We start from the raw sequence: 13,678 nt of genomic DNA, 5'->3' as shown, positions 1-13,678 counted from the left end.
TCACGTGGCCAGTATAGGGGGCGATTCTTAAGCGAGACTTAAGAGTGCCTGAAACCGCATGAAAGCTCAGATGTCCATCCCGTCATAGAAGTGAGGTTCGACTGATGCTTGCAAATCTGCAGCTGGAAACCGGCCGTCTTTGGAGAAAATGCTGTTACGCCCCTTGCCCTTGGCCATATAAAGGTATGCATCAGACTCGGTGACCAGTCGTAACGGGTTTTCACCGGGGACCGGGATGGCAGTCGTTACGCCGGCACTGATCGTGACATGAGATGCAACGCTGGAGGCCGCATGCGGAATGGCCAGATGGTTCACATGGGACTGCATCCGCTGGGCAATCCGCAGCGCCCCTGGCAAATCTACCTGAGGCAGAATCACCACAAACTCCTCGCCACCGTAGCGGGCGACTACGTCATCCTGACGTACAGCCCCCGTCAGCAGCGCCTTGGCCAGTGCCTTGAGACATTCATCCCCGGCCTGGTGGCCGTAGTAATCGTTAAATGCTTTAAAATGATCCACATCCACCATGATGATGGACAGGGGCTCATGATTTTGCAGACATTGGTTCCAGGCCTGCAGCAGGGACTCGTCAAATAAACGCCGGTTGGCCAGCCCGGTAAGCGCATCTTTCAGACTGGCATCCACGGCCAGATGGCGCAGGCGCTCTGCTTCTTTTTCTTTCTGTTTGGCACGGTCACGTTCTTCGGTCCGCTGATGGATCAGGCTGGCAGCCGTTTGCATGGCACAGGCAACATCCTTGACCTCCGATATGGCCAGTTCGGGCTGCATTACGGGTTTCCCCTCGCCTAACGTCACTGCCATGGGTACCAGAGACTGCACCTCACGGGAAATACGTCCGCCAATCAAGCGGCTCAGCAAAAACCCGATCAGCAACAATACGGCATAGCCCAGGCAGAAGAACCTGATCAGCGACCAGAGATTGGCATGTAAAACGGACACGGGTGCCCCGACAATCACCGTCCAGCCTGCCAGTGTGGTTTGCTGATACACCCCATAGCTGGAGATACCTTCCAGCGTGGTCGTGGTCAGATCACCATTGGGGCTTTTCTGCATTTGCTGCAACAAAGGCAGGACGGCGCGCTTGCCAATGAATTTGTCGGGGGAGACAGAGCGAGAAATAATGAAACCCTGCTGATCGAGAATGGCACCGATATAACCTTCCGGCACCTTCATGGCATTAAACAGATGATTGAAATGGTCTGGCTTGATGCCAATACCCAGGTTGAACTTGACCTTGTCGCCATCCATGACCGGCACATCGATACTGACAATATTTTTGCCTAGCTGGCTGGAATAATAAAGTCCGGAAATAAAGGAGCGGCCGGTCTTGAAGACCAGATGCAGCTGCGCCGGGTTATCCACCTGCGGCAACGAACTGCCAAAGGGTTTCAGGGTAGAGATCAGCTCTTGTCCGGTGGCATCCGCAATGTACAGGTATGTATCCGGGTTGATCTTTTCCAGATCTTTTGCCCGCTTGTAGGTATGGACAAAGTCGCCAGCAGCCAATGAACGAGAACCGGCATAGGACTCAGCTGAACGTTGGTGGATCAGCAAATCCCGGTCGAGCACCTGAGCGATGCCATTTACCAGATGGGCCAGCGAACGCTGCTCTTGCAGTGTTTGATCCTTGTACAGATAACTGGCGAACAGCGGAATGCCAATGGCGACCGGCAATAGCGACACCACAATCAGCAAATACAGAGAGGCACGGATGGTTTTGGGAAAACGGAAAAGCCTGCGCAGCCTGCTGGTCAGCGCAGAATTGATGCTTTGTTCTGTCTGGCTCATGTCATCCATGCTTGTCCCAGTGGTTAAAAAGCTATCTCATCAAATGAATGATACGTCATTTAACCATGGAAACAAGCCAGATGATGCTGACATCTGAGATAGATCAACCCTGAATCTGGTGATAGCAGCCCAGAATAATCTAACGGCATAAGCCGGGATACACATCTGATGTACGTACCCCGGATACCGGATTGGATTAGTCCTCAAACACGACTTCGAACCGCCAAGCCACAATGCGGCTTCGTTTTTGGCCTTGTGCCATGTCGATCACCCGGATTTCTGCCGCCCCCGCCTGCTGCAAAGCGTACTCGACGGCAGGCAGGTTCTCGGAACGAGACAACAACGAGGTAAACCAGCGGCAATGCGTAGCAAAATGCACGCTTTCTTTGGCCATTTTCTGCAGAAAGGCCACTTCACCGCCCGGGCACCATAACTCGGCACCTTGCCCGCCAAAATTCAAGACAGGGGTTTCTGCCTTGCCTTTTTGCGGTTTGCCCAGATTGGACCATTTGCGCTGCGTTCCCGCAGTGGCGTCTTCAATCGACGCATGAAACGGTGGATTACAGATGGTCACATCAAAACGGTCACCCGCACGAATCACGCCCTGGAAGATATGATCAGCGTGTTTCTGCTGGCGCAGGTCCACGGCTTTATCCAACCCGGGATTGGCTTCCAGAATGAACTTGGCATTCTTTAACGCCGTCTTGTCGATATCCGTCCCCACAAAACGCCAGCCGTACTCCTTGTTGCCCAGGATCGGATAAATGGCATTGGCACCGACCCCGACATCCAGCACCCGAACCGATGTACCTGTCGGCACTATGCCCTGGTTTTCGCTTGCCAGCAGGTCGGCCACATAATGCAGATAATCCGCACGCCCGGGAATGGGCGGACATAAGTACCCTGGCGGAATATCCCAGTAGGTAATACCGTATTGGGTCATTAGCAAGGCCCGGTTCAGCCATTTGACTGCCACCGGATTGGAAAAGTCGATGGTTGGCTCGCCATTGGGGTTCTGGATCACCAGCGGTGCCAGTTCCGGGCAAGCGGCTGTCAGTACGGCAAAGTCGTAGCGCCCCTGATGACGGTTACGGGGGTGAACATCGAAAACAACCCGCTTGATACCGGGGTTTTCTTTTCCTTTGCGGCGATTGCCTTGGGGTTTTTGCATGGGACTTTACCTGACAGTGAGAACGGCTTCTCCGGCAAGATGGCCGGAAAACAGGGCATTATAAAGCGAAGTGTGGCATATACCCACCCAAGTCTCCATTAATTATGGCAGCAATGACAAAAGCACTGGCTGCCTTCGAGCCCCAGGTGATACTCTTGGAGTCATCAGATGGCGGATGTTTTATCCAGCCTTCCTGCCACGCAAGTGCCCTTTTCCTGCCTGCATCTCCCTTCTCCAGAAGTGTTGTGCCCGTTCGATTAGAACATTTCTTACAACACCCACGATGTTTGCAAACATCTTCTTGAGAAGACATGCCATGCCCGGCTATCAGACCAAATGCGAAACCGTCACGGTTGGCGGTAAAGACTATCAGATACGTTCCTTGCTGGACCAGATGCAGTTTGCCGACCCGGATGGCGAGGCTGAGCGTGCGGGGATTTCATCAGCGACCTGGCCCCTGTTTGGCTTGTTATGGCCCTCGGCGCGGGTACTGGCGCAATTGATGGATACCTTTGACCTGGCAGGCAAGCGGGTACTGGAAATCGGTGCGGGTCTGGCCTTGGCCAGCATGGTGGTTCATCGCCGGGAAGGTGATGCCACCGCAACGGACTGGCACCCCCTTAGCCCGGTGTTCCTGAAAGAAAACCTGCTGCTCAACCAGTTATCCCCCATGAAATACCAGCGCGGCAACTGGGCAGGCGAAAACCCCGAGCTGGGACTGTTTGACCTGATCATCGGCAGCGATGTCTTGTACGAACGCCAGCAACCAGAACAGTTGGCGCACTTTATTGATACGCATGCTGCCCCCGTGGCCCAGATCATCATCATTGATCCGGACAGAGGCAACCGCGTTGGCTTTTGCCGGGCCATGGCCGGGTTAGGCTACCAGTTCACCATGCAGCGCGCCCCCGGTACGCTGGAAAATGGCACCCACTACAAAGGCCGCATTCTCCGTTTTACCCGCCCGCTGGCGGCATGAATCAGGCAAGCTGCACTCGGCACTTCCCAAATGCCCCCCGGCATCAGGTTGATGCCGGACACCAGCCACGAATCACCGTCATCAGGTCTTGTATCTTGACCGGCTTGGCCAGATAGTCGTCCATGCCGGACTGAAGGCAGCGATCACGGTCTTCCTGAAACGCATCGGCCGTCAATGCCACAATCGGCAAGTGCCGACCATCTCCAGCCTCTGCTTCCCAGTGACGAATGGCCCGGGTAGCTTCAAAACCATCCATGACCGGCATCTGACAATCCATCAGGATAATATCCGGCAGAGCACCGGACTGAATCCGCTCAACCGCCTCCTGGCCATTTTCAACCGATTGAATCTCCATGCCGTGCTTGCGCAGCATGGCTTCGATAACCGTACGGTTAATCAGGTTATCGTCGACCAGCAATACCCGGATCGCGGATGCCAAGGCCGGCATCACGCTGGCACTACTACCTGGTTGTGCACCAGAAATCATATTCTCCCCTTCAAGCATGCAGCCCACCCGGATGCGGAACCAGAAACACGCCCCTTGTCCAAATGCACTTTTCACGCCGACACTGCCTTGCATCAGCTCTGACAAGCTCTTGACGATAGACAAGCCAAGTCCGGTCCCGCCATATTTGCGTGTGGTAGAACTGTCGCCTTGAGTAAACGGTTTAAACAGCATGCGGGTCTGTGCATCTGACAGGCCAATGCCACTGTCTGTCACGGAAAACTCAAGCAAGGCCGTCTGGCCATCGGACTCGACTTCCTGCACGTTCACCCGGATAAAACCCTGATCGGTAAATTTGACCGCATTCCCGACCAGGTTAGAGAGCATCTGCCGGATCCGGTTTGCATCCCCCCGGTAGCGGGCAGATGCAGCGCCTGCCCAGTGACACTCGTACTGCAAGGCTTTTTTCTTGATGCTTTCGCGGAAAATCCGGGAGGTATCATCCAGCAAGGCGTGAATTTCAAACGGAGCGTCTTCCAGCTCCAGTTTGCCTGCTTCTACCTTGGAAAGGTCCAGAATCTCGTTCAGCAAGGTCAAGAGGGTCTGACCAGAACTGAGAATGACCCTTGCGTAGTCTTTGCGCTCTTCAGCAGACGTATTGTCATCCAGCAGCAGTTGCGCCATGCCGAGCACCCCGTTCATCGGAGTACGGATTTCATGCGACATGGTGGCCAGAAAACGGCTTTTTGCCAGACTGGCGGTTTCGGCCGCCTCTTTGGCCAGGCGAAGTTCGTATTCAACCTGTTTCAGGTCGGAAATGTCCCGCGCATTGATCAGGATGACCGGTTGGCCGGTCACCGGGTCTGTGACTTGCCTCGCATCCAGACCATGCCAGACAATGCCTTGCAGCGTATTGAGCTCTACCTCGGCGCTGAAGTCCTTGCCTGCCTGCAATGCGTTCAGGATATCCCGTGCGATGGCAGGCGGCGCAAACAGACGCTCGAAGGCGTCATTGGCGTTATTGTGTCCGACCACCCCGAAAGCACTGACGGCCGCCGGGTTACGCATCAGGCAACGTCCTTGCAGGTCATACAGGCATATCCGGACGTTGGTGTACTGGATAGCCTCGATGCCGCGCAGTACGCTAGGTTCATAGGTATCCGGTACCGGAATGCCCTCGTACAGAATACCGGCACGCCCATCCGGCAATAACACCCCAAATCCATGGGCCGTGATGGTCATCGGCTTGCCCTTGGGGTACAGCGTCCATTGCTCCCGGGTGGTTTGCCCGTTGGCATGGGTCGTCATGTCGGCTTTTAGCCGTGTCTCGGTAGTCTCGGAAATATCAGAATAATCCCGCTTTTGCAGCTCCTGCAAAGAACTCGCATTCCAGGCGCTGATAGCGGCAGCATTGGCCCAGAACATTTTTCGCTGCCCCAGATCAAAACACCACATGGGGGTATCCAGCCACTCATAGGCCGACAGGGCAGAAAACGGGATTAATCCGGACACGATCAGGACCCTGACAAAGCCGCTTTTGCAGCGTCGATGACCTTGGCGACCGACGGCCGCTGGCTGACCGCGGCATACCAGCGGCTCAGTTTTGGCATGTCGCGGGCTTCGTCAACCGGCCGTCCATGCGCACCGGACAGCATCACGATGTACACATAAGACAGGGCAAAGCTGGCATCGGCCAGCGTAAACTGCTCGCCAAGAAAATACGGTGCGGGCTCAATCTGGCTTTCCAGCAACGCCAGCAGTTCATACAAACGGTCTACTTCTTGTCCGAAACCGGGCTGCTGCGCCCGGCCATCCGACAAGGCAACATATAATGTCGTCAGTTGCGGCCCGAGGTACAAATCATGAAACCGCGACAACCAGCGGGATTTTGCCCGCTGCCTGACATCCACAGGCAGCAGAGCCGGTTCGGGATAGGCGTCTTCCAGATACTCGGCAATGACTTCCGACTCCCCTAGCCTGACATCACCATCCACCAGAAACGGCACTTTACCGAGCGGATTCACGGCCAGCCCCTCAGGGGAGCTTGGCCAGGCAAAGGTAATGGCTGGCGCTTCAAACGGGATGCCCTTTTCCGCAAGTACGATTTTGACTTTGGAACTGTAATGGCTGTAGGGGAGCTGGTAGAGGGTAACGGTCATCAGGCTTATCCATGAAGGTGGTCAATCGTATTTTAGATGATACGCACACTCAACCGGCGATCATTTGTGTTTGATCAGCGTTTGTACTGATGCTCAAGCATAGTAAACACAGACGGTTTCATCCAGGCACCCTTGATATGCATAGGAATTACCTGCTTGGGCAAATGTTTAAATAGTGTTAAATCAGATATCTGACTGGCCGGTTAGTTGTAATTCCGGATTTTAACCGCTATAAACAAGTCACAAAACACATCATCGTGTCGAAACTTGTATTACATCAGGGGTTGTCTCATGAATATCGCCAAAAGAACCGTCATTTCGTTTGCCATTGCCTTGGGCGGCATGGTGGCTGTCGGTGTTACCGGGCTGACTCAAATCCATCGGATCAGCGGTGAACTGGATAATACCTTTGAAAACACCATTCCCAGCATCACGCTGATCAACGATGCCAAAGCAGACTTGTTACAAGTACGTACCAATGTACTCAACCATATCATTTCTACTGACCCCGCAAGCAAGCAGCAATATGAAAATGCCATAACAGGCTTCAATGATGAGCTGGATAAAAACCTCAGCGTTTATCGTGACACCATGGTAACGGACCCGAAGGATAAGGAGATGGTGGAAGCAGATATTGCCACCGTCGCCGCATACCGGACGGTCATGCGCCGTGTGCTGGATGCCTCCAAAGCCGGGGATAATGCTACCGCGCAAAAGATAGCCTCTACAGAAGCACCACCCAAAATCAAGGCGGTGATAGACGCTTTTAAAGCCCATATTGAATACAACAATGAATTGGCCAAAAAGGATATGGTCGATGCAGACAATGCCCAACGGTTTGCCACCATCCTCACGCTTAGCCTGATTGTTGCCGCCCTGCTACTGACCAGCTTTTTTGCCTGGCGCCTCTATAGCATCATCCGCAATGGCCTGAACTCGCTCCGCACCACGGTGGACACGGTCAGCCAGTCGCTCGACTTTACCCAACGCGCCAAAGTGGAAAGCAACGACGAAGTGGGCGATACCATCACGGCGCTTAACCGCCTGCTTGAACGGATGCAAGGCAACCTGAACAGCATCATGCAGGGCGCCAGGGATGTCGCCGAGAATGCCCGTCAGATGGCGGATAACGCCAGACAGGTATCTACTGCTTCCAATGCCCAGAGCGAAGCATCGGCCAACGTGGCGGCGACGGTCGAGGAAATGACGGTCAGCATTAATCATGTTGCCGAGCAAGCGGGTGAAACGCTGCTATTGGCACAAAACTCCGGCGAGCTGGCAGACAGCGGCTCGCGCACCATCAGTAGTACCGTGGCCGATATCCGGCAAATTGCCAGTTCCGTGACGTCGACGGCCAGCAAAATCGAAGAACTGGATAACCAGAGTACACAGATCAGCAATGTGGTGGCCGTGATCAAGGAAGTGGCCGATCAGACCAACCTGCTGGCACTGAATGCCGCCATTGAAGCGGCGCGGGCCGGTGAGCAGGGGCGCGGTTTTGCCGTGGTGGCCGATGAAGTCCGCAAACTGGCAGAACGTACTGCCAGTTCCACGCAAGAAATTGCCACGACGATTGCAGCCATGCGCCAGTTCTCGCAAGAGGCCAAACAGCAGATGGAATCCGCCGTCAATATTGTGAATACCAGTGTTGTCCGCGCGGATGATGCCGACCAGGCGATTCAGCAAATCGGCCAGTCAGCCGGCAATACGGCCGGCAAGGTACAGGATATTTCTAACGCCATCAGCGAACAAAGCGTGGCCAGTAACAATATCGCCGTGCAGATAGAGCGTATCGCCCAGATGACCGAAGAAGCCAGCGCCGCCGCGAGCCAGACCGCCGCCACGGCGTCTACCCTGGACGAACTGGCCAACCGGCAAATCAGCATCCTGCAGCAATATAAGCTATAAAGAAACGATAAAGGCACCCTGCCCCGTTACCCCCGGTAAAACAGCCCCGAAGTCGTATAGTCGGGGCTGTTTTGCGTCTGTGATCAGCAGGGCATCTAGTGAAGGTGATCCACTTTGGCATGACTAGCCGCATGGGCTAACAGGGAGCATTCATGCTGGCGTGTGCCCTGTTCGATTTGCAGGGTGGCATGATGAATCGTAAAACGCTGTTTCAACGCCGCGGCAATATCATCCAGCCGGTCATCATTCAGCTGCGGGTCGGCCATTACCAGATGAGCCGTCAAGGCCGTCTCCGTCGTACTCATCCCCCACACATGCAGGTCATGCACCCCGGTAACACCCGGATATTGCAGCAAAAAGGTCTCGACATCCGCAATCTGCAGATGATCCGGCACGGCATGCAAGGCGAGGCGCATGGATTCTTTTAGCAGCCCCCATGTGCCTGCAATGATTACCAGTACAATGACCAGACTAATGGCCGGGTCTAGCCAGAACCAACCGGTTTGCAGGATCACCAGCCCGGCAATGACCACGCCGAGCGAGACAGCGGCATCCGCCAGCATGTGCAGGTACGCGCCGCGAATGTTCAGGTCACCCTTGCTGCCTTTCACAAACAGCCAGGCAGACAGGCCGTTAATGACAATCCCGACCCCGGCAACCAGCATCACCGTCCCCCCCGCCACGGCAGGGGGTGCATAAAACCGCTGTGCCGCCTCCCAGGCAATGGCGCCACAGGCAAATAGCAGAAACAGCGCATTTGCCAGCGCGGCCAGAATGGACGAACTGCGCAAGCCATAGGTATAACGGTGATTAGGCACTTTCTGCGACAAGCGGTCTGCCCCCCATGCCAGCACCAGCCCCAAGACATCAGACAGGTTATGGCCCGCGTCGGCCATCAGCGCGGTCGAGTTGGCCAGTACACCATAAGCAAACTCTACCGCCACAAATAATGTATTGAGCGTAATGGCTAGCGCAAATGCCCTGCCAAACTGCCCGGGGCCTGCATGGTGATGATGATGTGCATGCCCATGGTGCGCATGGTCATGTTGGTGGTCATGCGCATGATGATCATGGTGATGTGCCATCAGACTTCCTCCCCTGCCGGTTCGGCAATATGCGCCAGCATATCTGCTAGTACGCCCGAAATATGCTGGTCTGCCGCACTGTAAAAGACCTGTTTGCCCTGTCGGTCCGCCTTCAGGATTCTGGCTGCGCGCAATAAGCGCAAATGATGGCTCACCAGCGAACTGCTCAACGCCAACCGGGTCGCAATGTCATTGACGGCAATGGGGGCATCCAGACATGCCAGCACGATACGCAGGCGGGTCGTATCGCCCAGCAAGCGGAACAGGTCTGCCAGCAGCATGATGTGATTTTCTGAGGTCATGGTCATAACTTAACATATGAATATATGTTCATATGTTAAGTTATATTGCACCCATATACAACCAGGACTTGCACCATCCGGCAGTACACGTATTTGCATGCAGGATGCTCATCTGCTTGATAGACTGGCAAGGTTCGCCCTTTGATGACAGGTTACGCCTTGATGACCACTATCAACCATACAAACCGCCCTCACCGTTTATTGCTGTGGCGACAACTGCGCGCCCGCCCCAGATTGTGGATATCCGTCCTTGCCGGCACGATGGTCACCCTGCTGCTACCCAGAGCGCTGGCCCTGCACGACGTTACCCGTATGATTATTGGCTGGAACAGTGGCGCCATACTGTACCTGCTGCTGGCTGGCAGGATGATGTTTTACTCATCGCATGAAAAAATGCGCAGCCGGGCAAGACAGCAGGATGAAGGCCGCTGGGCCATCCTGATTCTGGTGATGATTGCTGCATTGGCCACGCTGGGGGCCATTGTTGCCGAGCTGGGTGTCGTCAAAGACATGCATGGCACATTGCGCGTTAGTCACGTGCTGCTGACCGCGCTGACCATTGCAACCTCGTGGGCATTTACCCACCTGATGTTTGCACTGCATTACGCGCACGATTACTACATAGCCATTGGCAAAGGTGAATCTGGCGGATTATCTTTCCCCGATACAGACACCCCGGATTACGGAGATTTTTTGTATTTTGCCTGTGTGATCGGCACCAGCGGCCAAACAGCAGATATCAGTTTCACTTCTGCCCGCATGCGCCGCATTGGCCTGCTCCACTGTGTTCTGGCCTTCTTTTTTAATACGACCTTGCTGGCATTAACCATCAATATTGCTTCCGGTCTGATCTAGGGTTTTGCACACTAACCATCGCATATCAAGTGCAGACGAACCCTGAATTGAAAAAATCATTGCTTTTTTTCATGAAAATTGTTATAAATTTTTTCACAAACTAACTTGCATTTGCTCATCAGACAGGAGTAATCATGGGCCGGGTATTTGATCCAACCAAAGAAGTTCAAGCGGATTTTGCACTGGTGAAAGACGCCCTGCGCAATGGCTACCAGAACCCGTTCCTGTTCATCGACAGCAGCGTACTCCGAGAAAAAGTGCGCCGCTTTAAGGATGCGCTACCGCGCGTGCGTCCGCACTTTGCCATCAAATCCAACCCGCATCCGGAAGTACTCACCATCCTGCGGGATGAAGGTGCAGGTTTTGAATTTGCCTCCCCGGCAGAGCTCCGGCAAATGCTAGACCTGGGCGTCCCCGCCCGCGAACTGTTTTACAGCAACCCGGTCAAGGCACAAGAAGCCATCCAGGCCGCCGTCGCGGCTGGCGTGCAATGGTATGTGATTGATTCGGTAGAAGAACTGCGCAAGATTCATCAACTGGCACCCAATGCCTCTTATTACCTGCGTCTGCATACCAGCAATGAAGGCTCGACCGTCAAGCTGTCTGGCAAGTTCGGTGCGTTTCCGGAAGACGTCACCCGCATCATTACCGAGGCCGTCAAACTGGGGGCCGATCTGGCCGGCGCCACCTTTCACGCGGGTTCACAGTGTCTGAACCCGGACAACTGGAACATTGGCATCAACGCCGCGCTGGAAACCTTTGCCCAAATGCGCGCCGCCGGGCTGACACCCCGTCTGCTTAACCTGGGGGGCGGTTTCCCGGTAGAGCATACCGAAGCCATTCCGTCCATCTGGGCCATTGCCAAAGAAATCGAATCCTCTCTGGCACAAGTACCGGCAGACATCCAGATCATCGCCGAACCTGGCCGGTTTCTGGTTTCTGACGCCGGCTATCTGGTCTGCAAGGTCATCGGCATTACCTCGCGTCAGGGTAGCCGCTGGGCGTATCTGGACTGCGGCGTCTTCAATGGCCTGCTGGAAAGCATTACCGGCATCGAATACGACTTCCGCACCGATAAAACCGGTGCCATGACCGAATGGACGGTCGCAGGCCCCACCTGTGATTCAATGGACATCTGCACCCGTTCGCAACAACTGCCGGAAGATCTGGTCGAGGGGGATATGGTATATGTCCGCAATGCAGGCGCCTACAGCAATGCCTGTGCCGGCACCTTCAACGGCTTTCCGTTACCGGATGTCCTGGTTGTTTGATCAGCCGTGGCCCCACTAGTGTCATGAATCAAAAGACGATCCCGGCATGCACGTGCCGGGGTCGTCTTTTTGCGTGGTGGTAGTGACTGGGAAACCGGCCGATATGCCTTAACGTACCAGCCCCGGATACAACCGGGATGCCACGCCCAGCAACACCAGAAATACCGTCACCATCACGCCAAAGCTGATGACCACCGGGTAATTGCTATGCCCGCCCGTAATCATGAAATGCCGAAGCACATCGACCAGATACGTCAGCGGGTTCATGATGGCAATCAGTTTCAGCCAGTGCGGCATGATCTCGATCGGATATATGGCATTGGAGGCAAAAAACAGCGGCATGGTCAGCACCTGCCCGATGCCCATGAATTTTTCACGGGTTTTCACCAGACAGGCGATCATCAGCGAAAACGTCGAAAATATGCATGCGCCCAGGAAAACCGCCGCCGCGACGCACAGCATGGCGTCCAGATCCCAGCGAATGCCAATATGCAGTGCAATGGCGACCAGATACACCACAATGGCCTGCACCAGCCCCCGGGCGCCCGCTGCCAGCGCCTTGCCCAGCACCAATGTCACTCTGGGCGCCGGGGTCACCAACAGCTTATGGACAATGCCCATGTCGCGTTCCCAGATGATCGCGATGCCATAGAAGATAGAGGTAAACAAGATGCTTTGTGCCAGAATGCCCGGGGCCATGAAGTCCAGATACGCCAATCCGCCAATCGGGATGCCCTTTACCCGGCTAAATACCTGCCCGAATATCGCCAGCCACAAGACGGGTTGTACGGCCCGCGAAAATAGCTCGGTCGGGTCGCGCATCAGTTTGCGGATTTCGGTATTGGCAATAGCCAGGGTCGAATACACATAACGATTCTGCATTACCCTAACCTTTTGGCTGTGCCGCGCGTCAGCCGGATATCACTGTAATGGCCACCCTCCTCCAGCGTAACACCGCTGTGCGCAACAAATACATCGCTCAGCGTTGCCTCCGGCCCGATCTGCTGTTTGAGCATTGCGGGTGCCCCGATCACCCCCAGCTGCCCCTGGTGCAAAATCGCCAGTTCATCGCACAGAAAATCTGCCTCTTCCATGTCATGTGTCGTGATCAGGATCGTCATGCCGGTCGATGCCTTCAGGGCTTTCAGCCGGTCCCAGACTGTCCTGCGGGCCACAGGGTCCAGACCAATGGTAGGTTCATCCAGGACCAGAATCTCTGGCTGGTGCAAGGTCGCCTGCGCAATCTCCAGCCGGCGTATCATCCCGCCAGAATACGTCTTTACCAGATGATCCGCCGCGGCCATCAGCCCTGAAAACTGCAAGGCATCGTCAATACGCTGTTTGCGCACGGCGCCACGCAAACCATACAGACTGGCAGACAGCGTCAGATTCTCAATCGCCGTCAGTGCGCCATCTGCCGACAGCATCTGGGGGACGTAGCCAATACGGCGGCGCACCTCGACAGGCTGGGACACCACATCAAAACCGGCAACAGTTGCAGCGCCACTACTTGGTGCAAGCAACGTCGTCAGCATTTTGATCAGCGTGGTTTTGCCTGCGCCATTTGGCCCCAACAAACCAAAGATGCACTGCGACGGGATTTGCAAATTCAAATGATCCAGCGCACAAAAACTGCCAAAATTCCGGGTAAGACCCTTGGTTTCAATGGCAAACTCAGTGACTGCATGCACCAT

Annotated in this window: 12 protein-coding genes; 4 read left to right on the top strand and 8 right to left on the bottom strand. The window is 54.9% G+C overall.

Annotated features, from left to right (window positions below):
- Positions 1-66: 66 nt before the first annotated feature.
- Entirely contained in the window at positions 67-1,809 is a 1,743-nt protein-coding gene (locus F552_RS19895) for a diguanylate cyclase (protein WP_169333558.1), read from the bottom strand.
- A gap of 196 nt (positions 1,810-2,005) precedes the next feature.
- Positions 2,006-2,980 carry a 23S rRNA (adenine(1618)-N(6))-methyltransferase RlmF gene (gene rlmF / locus F552_RS0102550; protein ID WP_018150149.1) on the bottom strand — a complete coding sequence of 325 codons (975 nt, stop codon included), beginning with the start codon at positions 2,978-2,980 and terminating at the stop codon, positions 2,006-2,008.
- Between the two features lie 316 nt (positions 2,981-3,296).
- On the opposite strand from rlmF, the gene F552_RS0102545 reads away from it, so the two are divergent.
- On the top strand, positions 3,297-3,959 hold the full coding sequence (locus F552_RS0102545) for a class I SAM-dependent methyltransferase (protein ID WP_026182331.1): 663 nt from the start codon (positions 3,297-3,299) through the stop codon (positions 3,957-3,959).
- A gap of 43 nt (positions 3,960-4,002) precedes the next feature.
- Here the strand turns inward: F552_RS0102545 and F552_RS19890 are convergent, their stop codons facing one another.
- Entirely contained in the window at positions 4,003-5,916 is a 1,914-nt protein-coding gene (locus tag F552_RS19890) for an ATP-binding protein (protein ID WP_018150147.1), read from the bottom strand.
- 2 nt (positions 5,917-5,918) lie between these two features.
- Positions 5,919-6,563 carry a glutathione S-transferase family protein gene (locus tag F552_RS0102535; RefSeq protein WP_018150146.1) on the bottom strand — a complete coding sequence of 215 codons (645 nt, stop codon included), beginning with the start codon at positions 6,561-6,563 and terminating at the stop codon, positions 5,919-5,921.
- Between the two features lie 291 nt (positions 6,564-6,854).
- Here F552_RS0102535 and F552_RS18285 point away from each other — a divergent pair, with 291 nt between their 5' ends.
- Entirely contained in the window at positions 6,855-8,471 is a 1,617-nt protein-coding gene (locus F552_RS18285; protein WP_018150145.1) for a methyl-accepting chemotaxis protein, read from the top strand.
- A gap of 95 nt (positions 8,472-8,566) precedes the next feature.
- Here the strand turns inward: F552_RS18285 and F552_RS0102525 are convergent, their stop codons facing one another.
- Together F552_RS0102525 and F552_RS0102520 are read right to left on the bottom strand one after the other, a co-directional pair.
- Positions 8,567-9,556, bottom strand: a complete 990-nt coding sequence (locus F552_RS0102525) for a cation diffusion facilitator family transporter (protein ID WP_018150144.1) — start codon at positions 9,554-9,556, stop codon at positions 8,567-8,569.
- Positions 9,556-9,858 carry an ArsR/SmtB family transcription factor gene (locus tag F552_RS0102520; protein WP_245546645.1) on the bottom strand — a complete coding sequence of 101 codons (303 nt, stop codon included), beginning with the start codon at positions 9,856-9,858 and terminating at the stop codon, positions 9,556-9,558. Before F552_RS0102520 ends, F552_RS0102525 begins: the two co-directional genes overlap by 1 nt.
- 162 nt (positions 9,859-10,020) lie before the next feature.
- Here F552_RS0102520 and F552_RS0102515 point away from each other — a divergent pair, with 162 nt between their 5' ends.
- Complete coding sequence (locus tag F552_RS0102515; RefSeq protein WP_018150142.1) at positions 10,021-10,713, top strand: DUF1345 domain-containing protein; 693 nt, start codon at positions 10,021-10,023, stop codon at positions 10,711-10,713.
- Between the two features lie 134 nt (positions 10,714-10,847).
- Positions 10,848-11,984, top strand: coding sequence for a type III PLP-dependent enzyme (locus tag F552_RS0102510; RefSeq protein WP_018150141.1), 1,137 nt, complete (start codon positions 10,848-10,850; stop codon positions 11,982-11,984).
- A gap of 108 nt (positions 11,985-12,092) precedes the next feature.
- On the opposite strand, the gene F552_RS0102505 is transcribed toward F552_RS0102510, so the two are convergent.
- Positions 12,093-12,866, bottom strand: coding sequence for an ABC transporter permease (locus tag F552_RS0102505; protein ID WP_018150140.1), 774 nt, complete (start codon positions 12,864-12,866; stop codon positions 12,093-12,095).
- The gene (locus tag F552_RS0102500) at positions 12,866-13,678 is read right to left on the bottom strand and encodes an ATP-binding cassette domain-containing protein (RefSeq protein WP_018150139.1); all 813 of its coding nucleotides are present in this window, start codon (positions 13,676-13,678) and stop codon (positions 12,866-12,868) included. The genes F552_RS0102505 and F552_RS0102500 overlap by 1 nt, the downstream gene beginning before the upstream one ends.

The organism is Leeia oryzae DSM 17879, assembly GCF_000376945.1.
GTDB classification, from domain to species: Bacteria; Pseudomonadota; Gammaproteobacteria; order Burkholderiales; family Leeiaceae; genus Leeia; species Leeia oryzae.
Note: the sequence above shows the minus strand (reverse complement) of the source record. Positions and strands in the feature narration are given on the sequence as shown.

Bases quoted from the DNA above. Each gene is read 5' to 3' on its own strand.
- F552_RS19895 (WP_169333558.1), bottom strand. From the start codon at position 1,809: ATGAGCCAGACAGAACAAAGCATCAATTCTGCGCTGACCAGCAGGCTG.
- rlmF (WP_018150149.1), bottom strand. From the start codon at position 2,980: ATGCAAAAACCCCAAGGCAATCGCCGCAAAGGAAAAGAAAACCCCGGT.
- F552_RS0102545 (WP_026182331.1), top strand. From the start codon at position 3,297: ATGCCCGGCTATCAGACCAAATGCGAAACCGTCACGGTTGGCGGTAAA.
- F552_RS0102535 (WP_018150146.1), bottom strand. From the start codon at position 6,563: ATGACCGTTACCCTCTACCAGCTCCCCTACAGCCATTACAGTTCCAAA.
- F552_RS18285 (WP_018150145.1), top strand. From the start codon at position 6,855: ATGAATATCGCCAAAAGAACCGTCATTTCGTTTGCCATTGCCTTGGGC.
- F552_RS0102525 (WP_018150144.1), bottom strand. From the start codon at position 9,556: ATGGCACATCACCATGATCATCATGCGCATGACCACCAACATGACCAT.
- F552_RS0102520 (WP_245546645.1), bottom strand. From the start codon at position 9,858: ATGACCTCAGAAAATCACATCATGCTGCTGGCAGACCTGTTCCGCTTG.
- F552_RS0102515 (WP_018150142.1), top strand. From the start codon at position 10,021: ATGACCACTATCAACCATACAAACCGCCCTCACCGTTTATTGCTGTGG.
- F552_RS0102510 (WP_018150141.1), top strand. From the start codon at position 10,848: ATGGGCCGGGTATTTGATCCAACCAAAGAAGTTCAAGCGGATTTTGCA.
- F552_RS0102505 (WP_018150140.1), bottom strand. From the start codon at position 12,866: ATGCAGAATCGTTATGTGTATTCGACCCTGGCTATTGCCAATACCGAA.
- F552_RS0102500 (WP_018150139.1), bottom strand. From the start codon at position 13,678: ATGGTGCATGCAGTCACTGAGTTTGCCATTGAAACCAAGGGTCTTACC.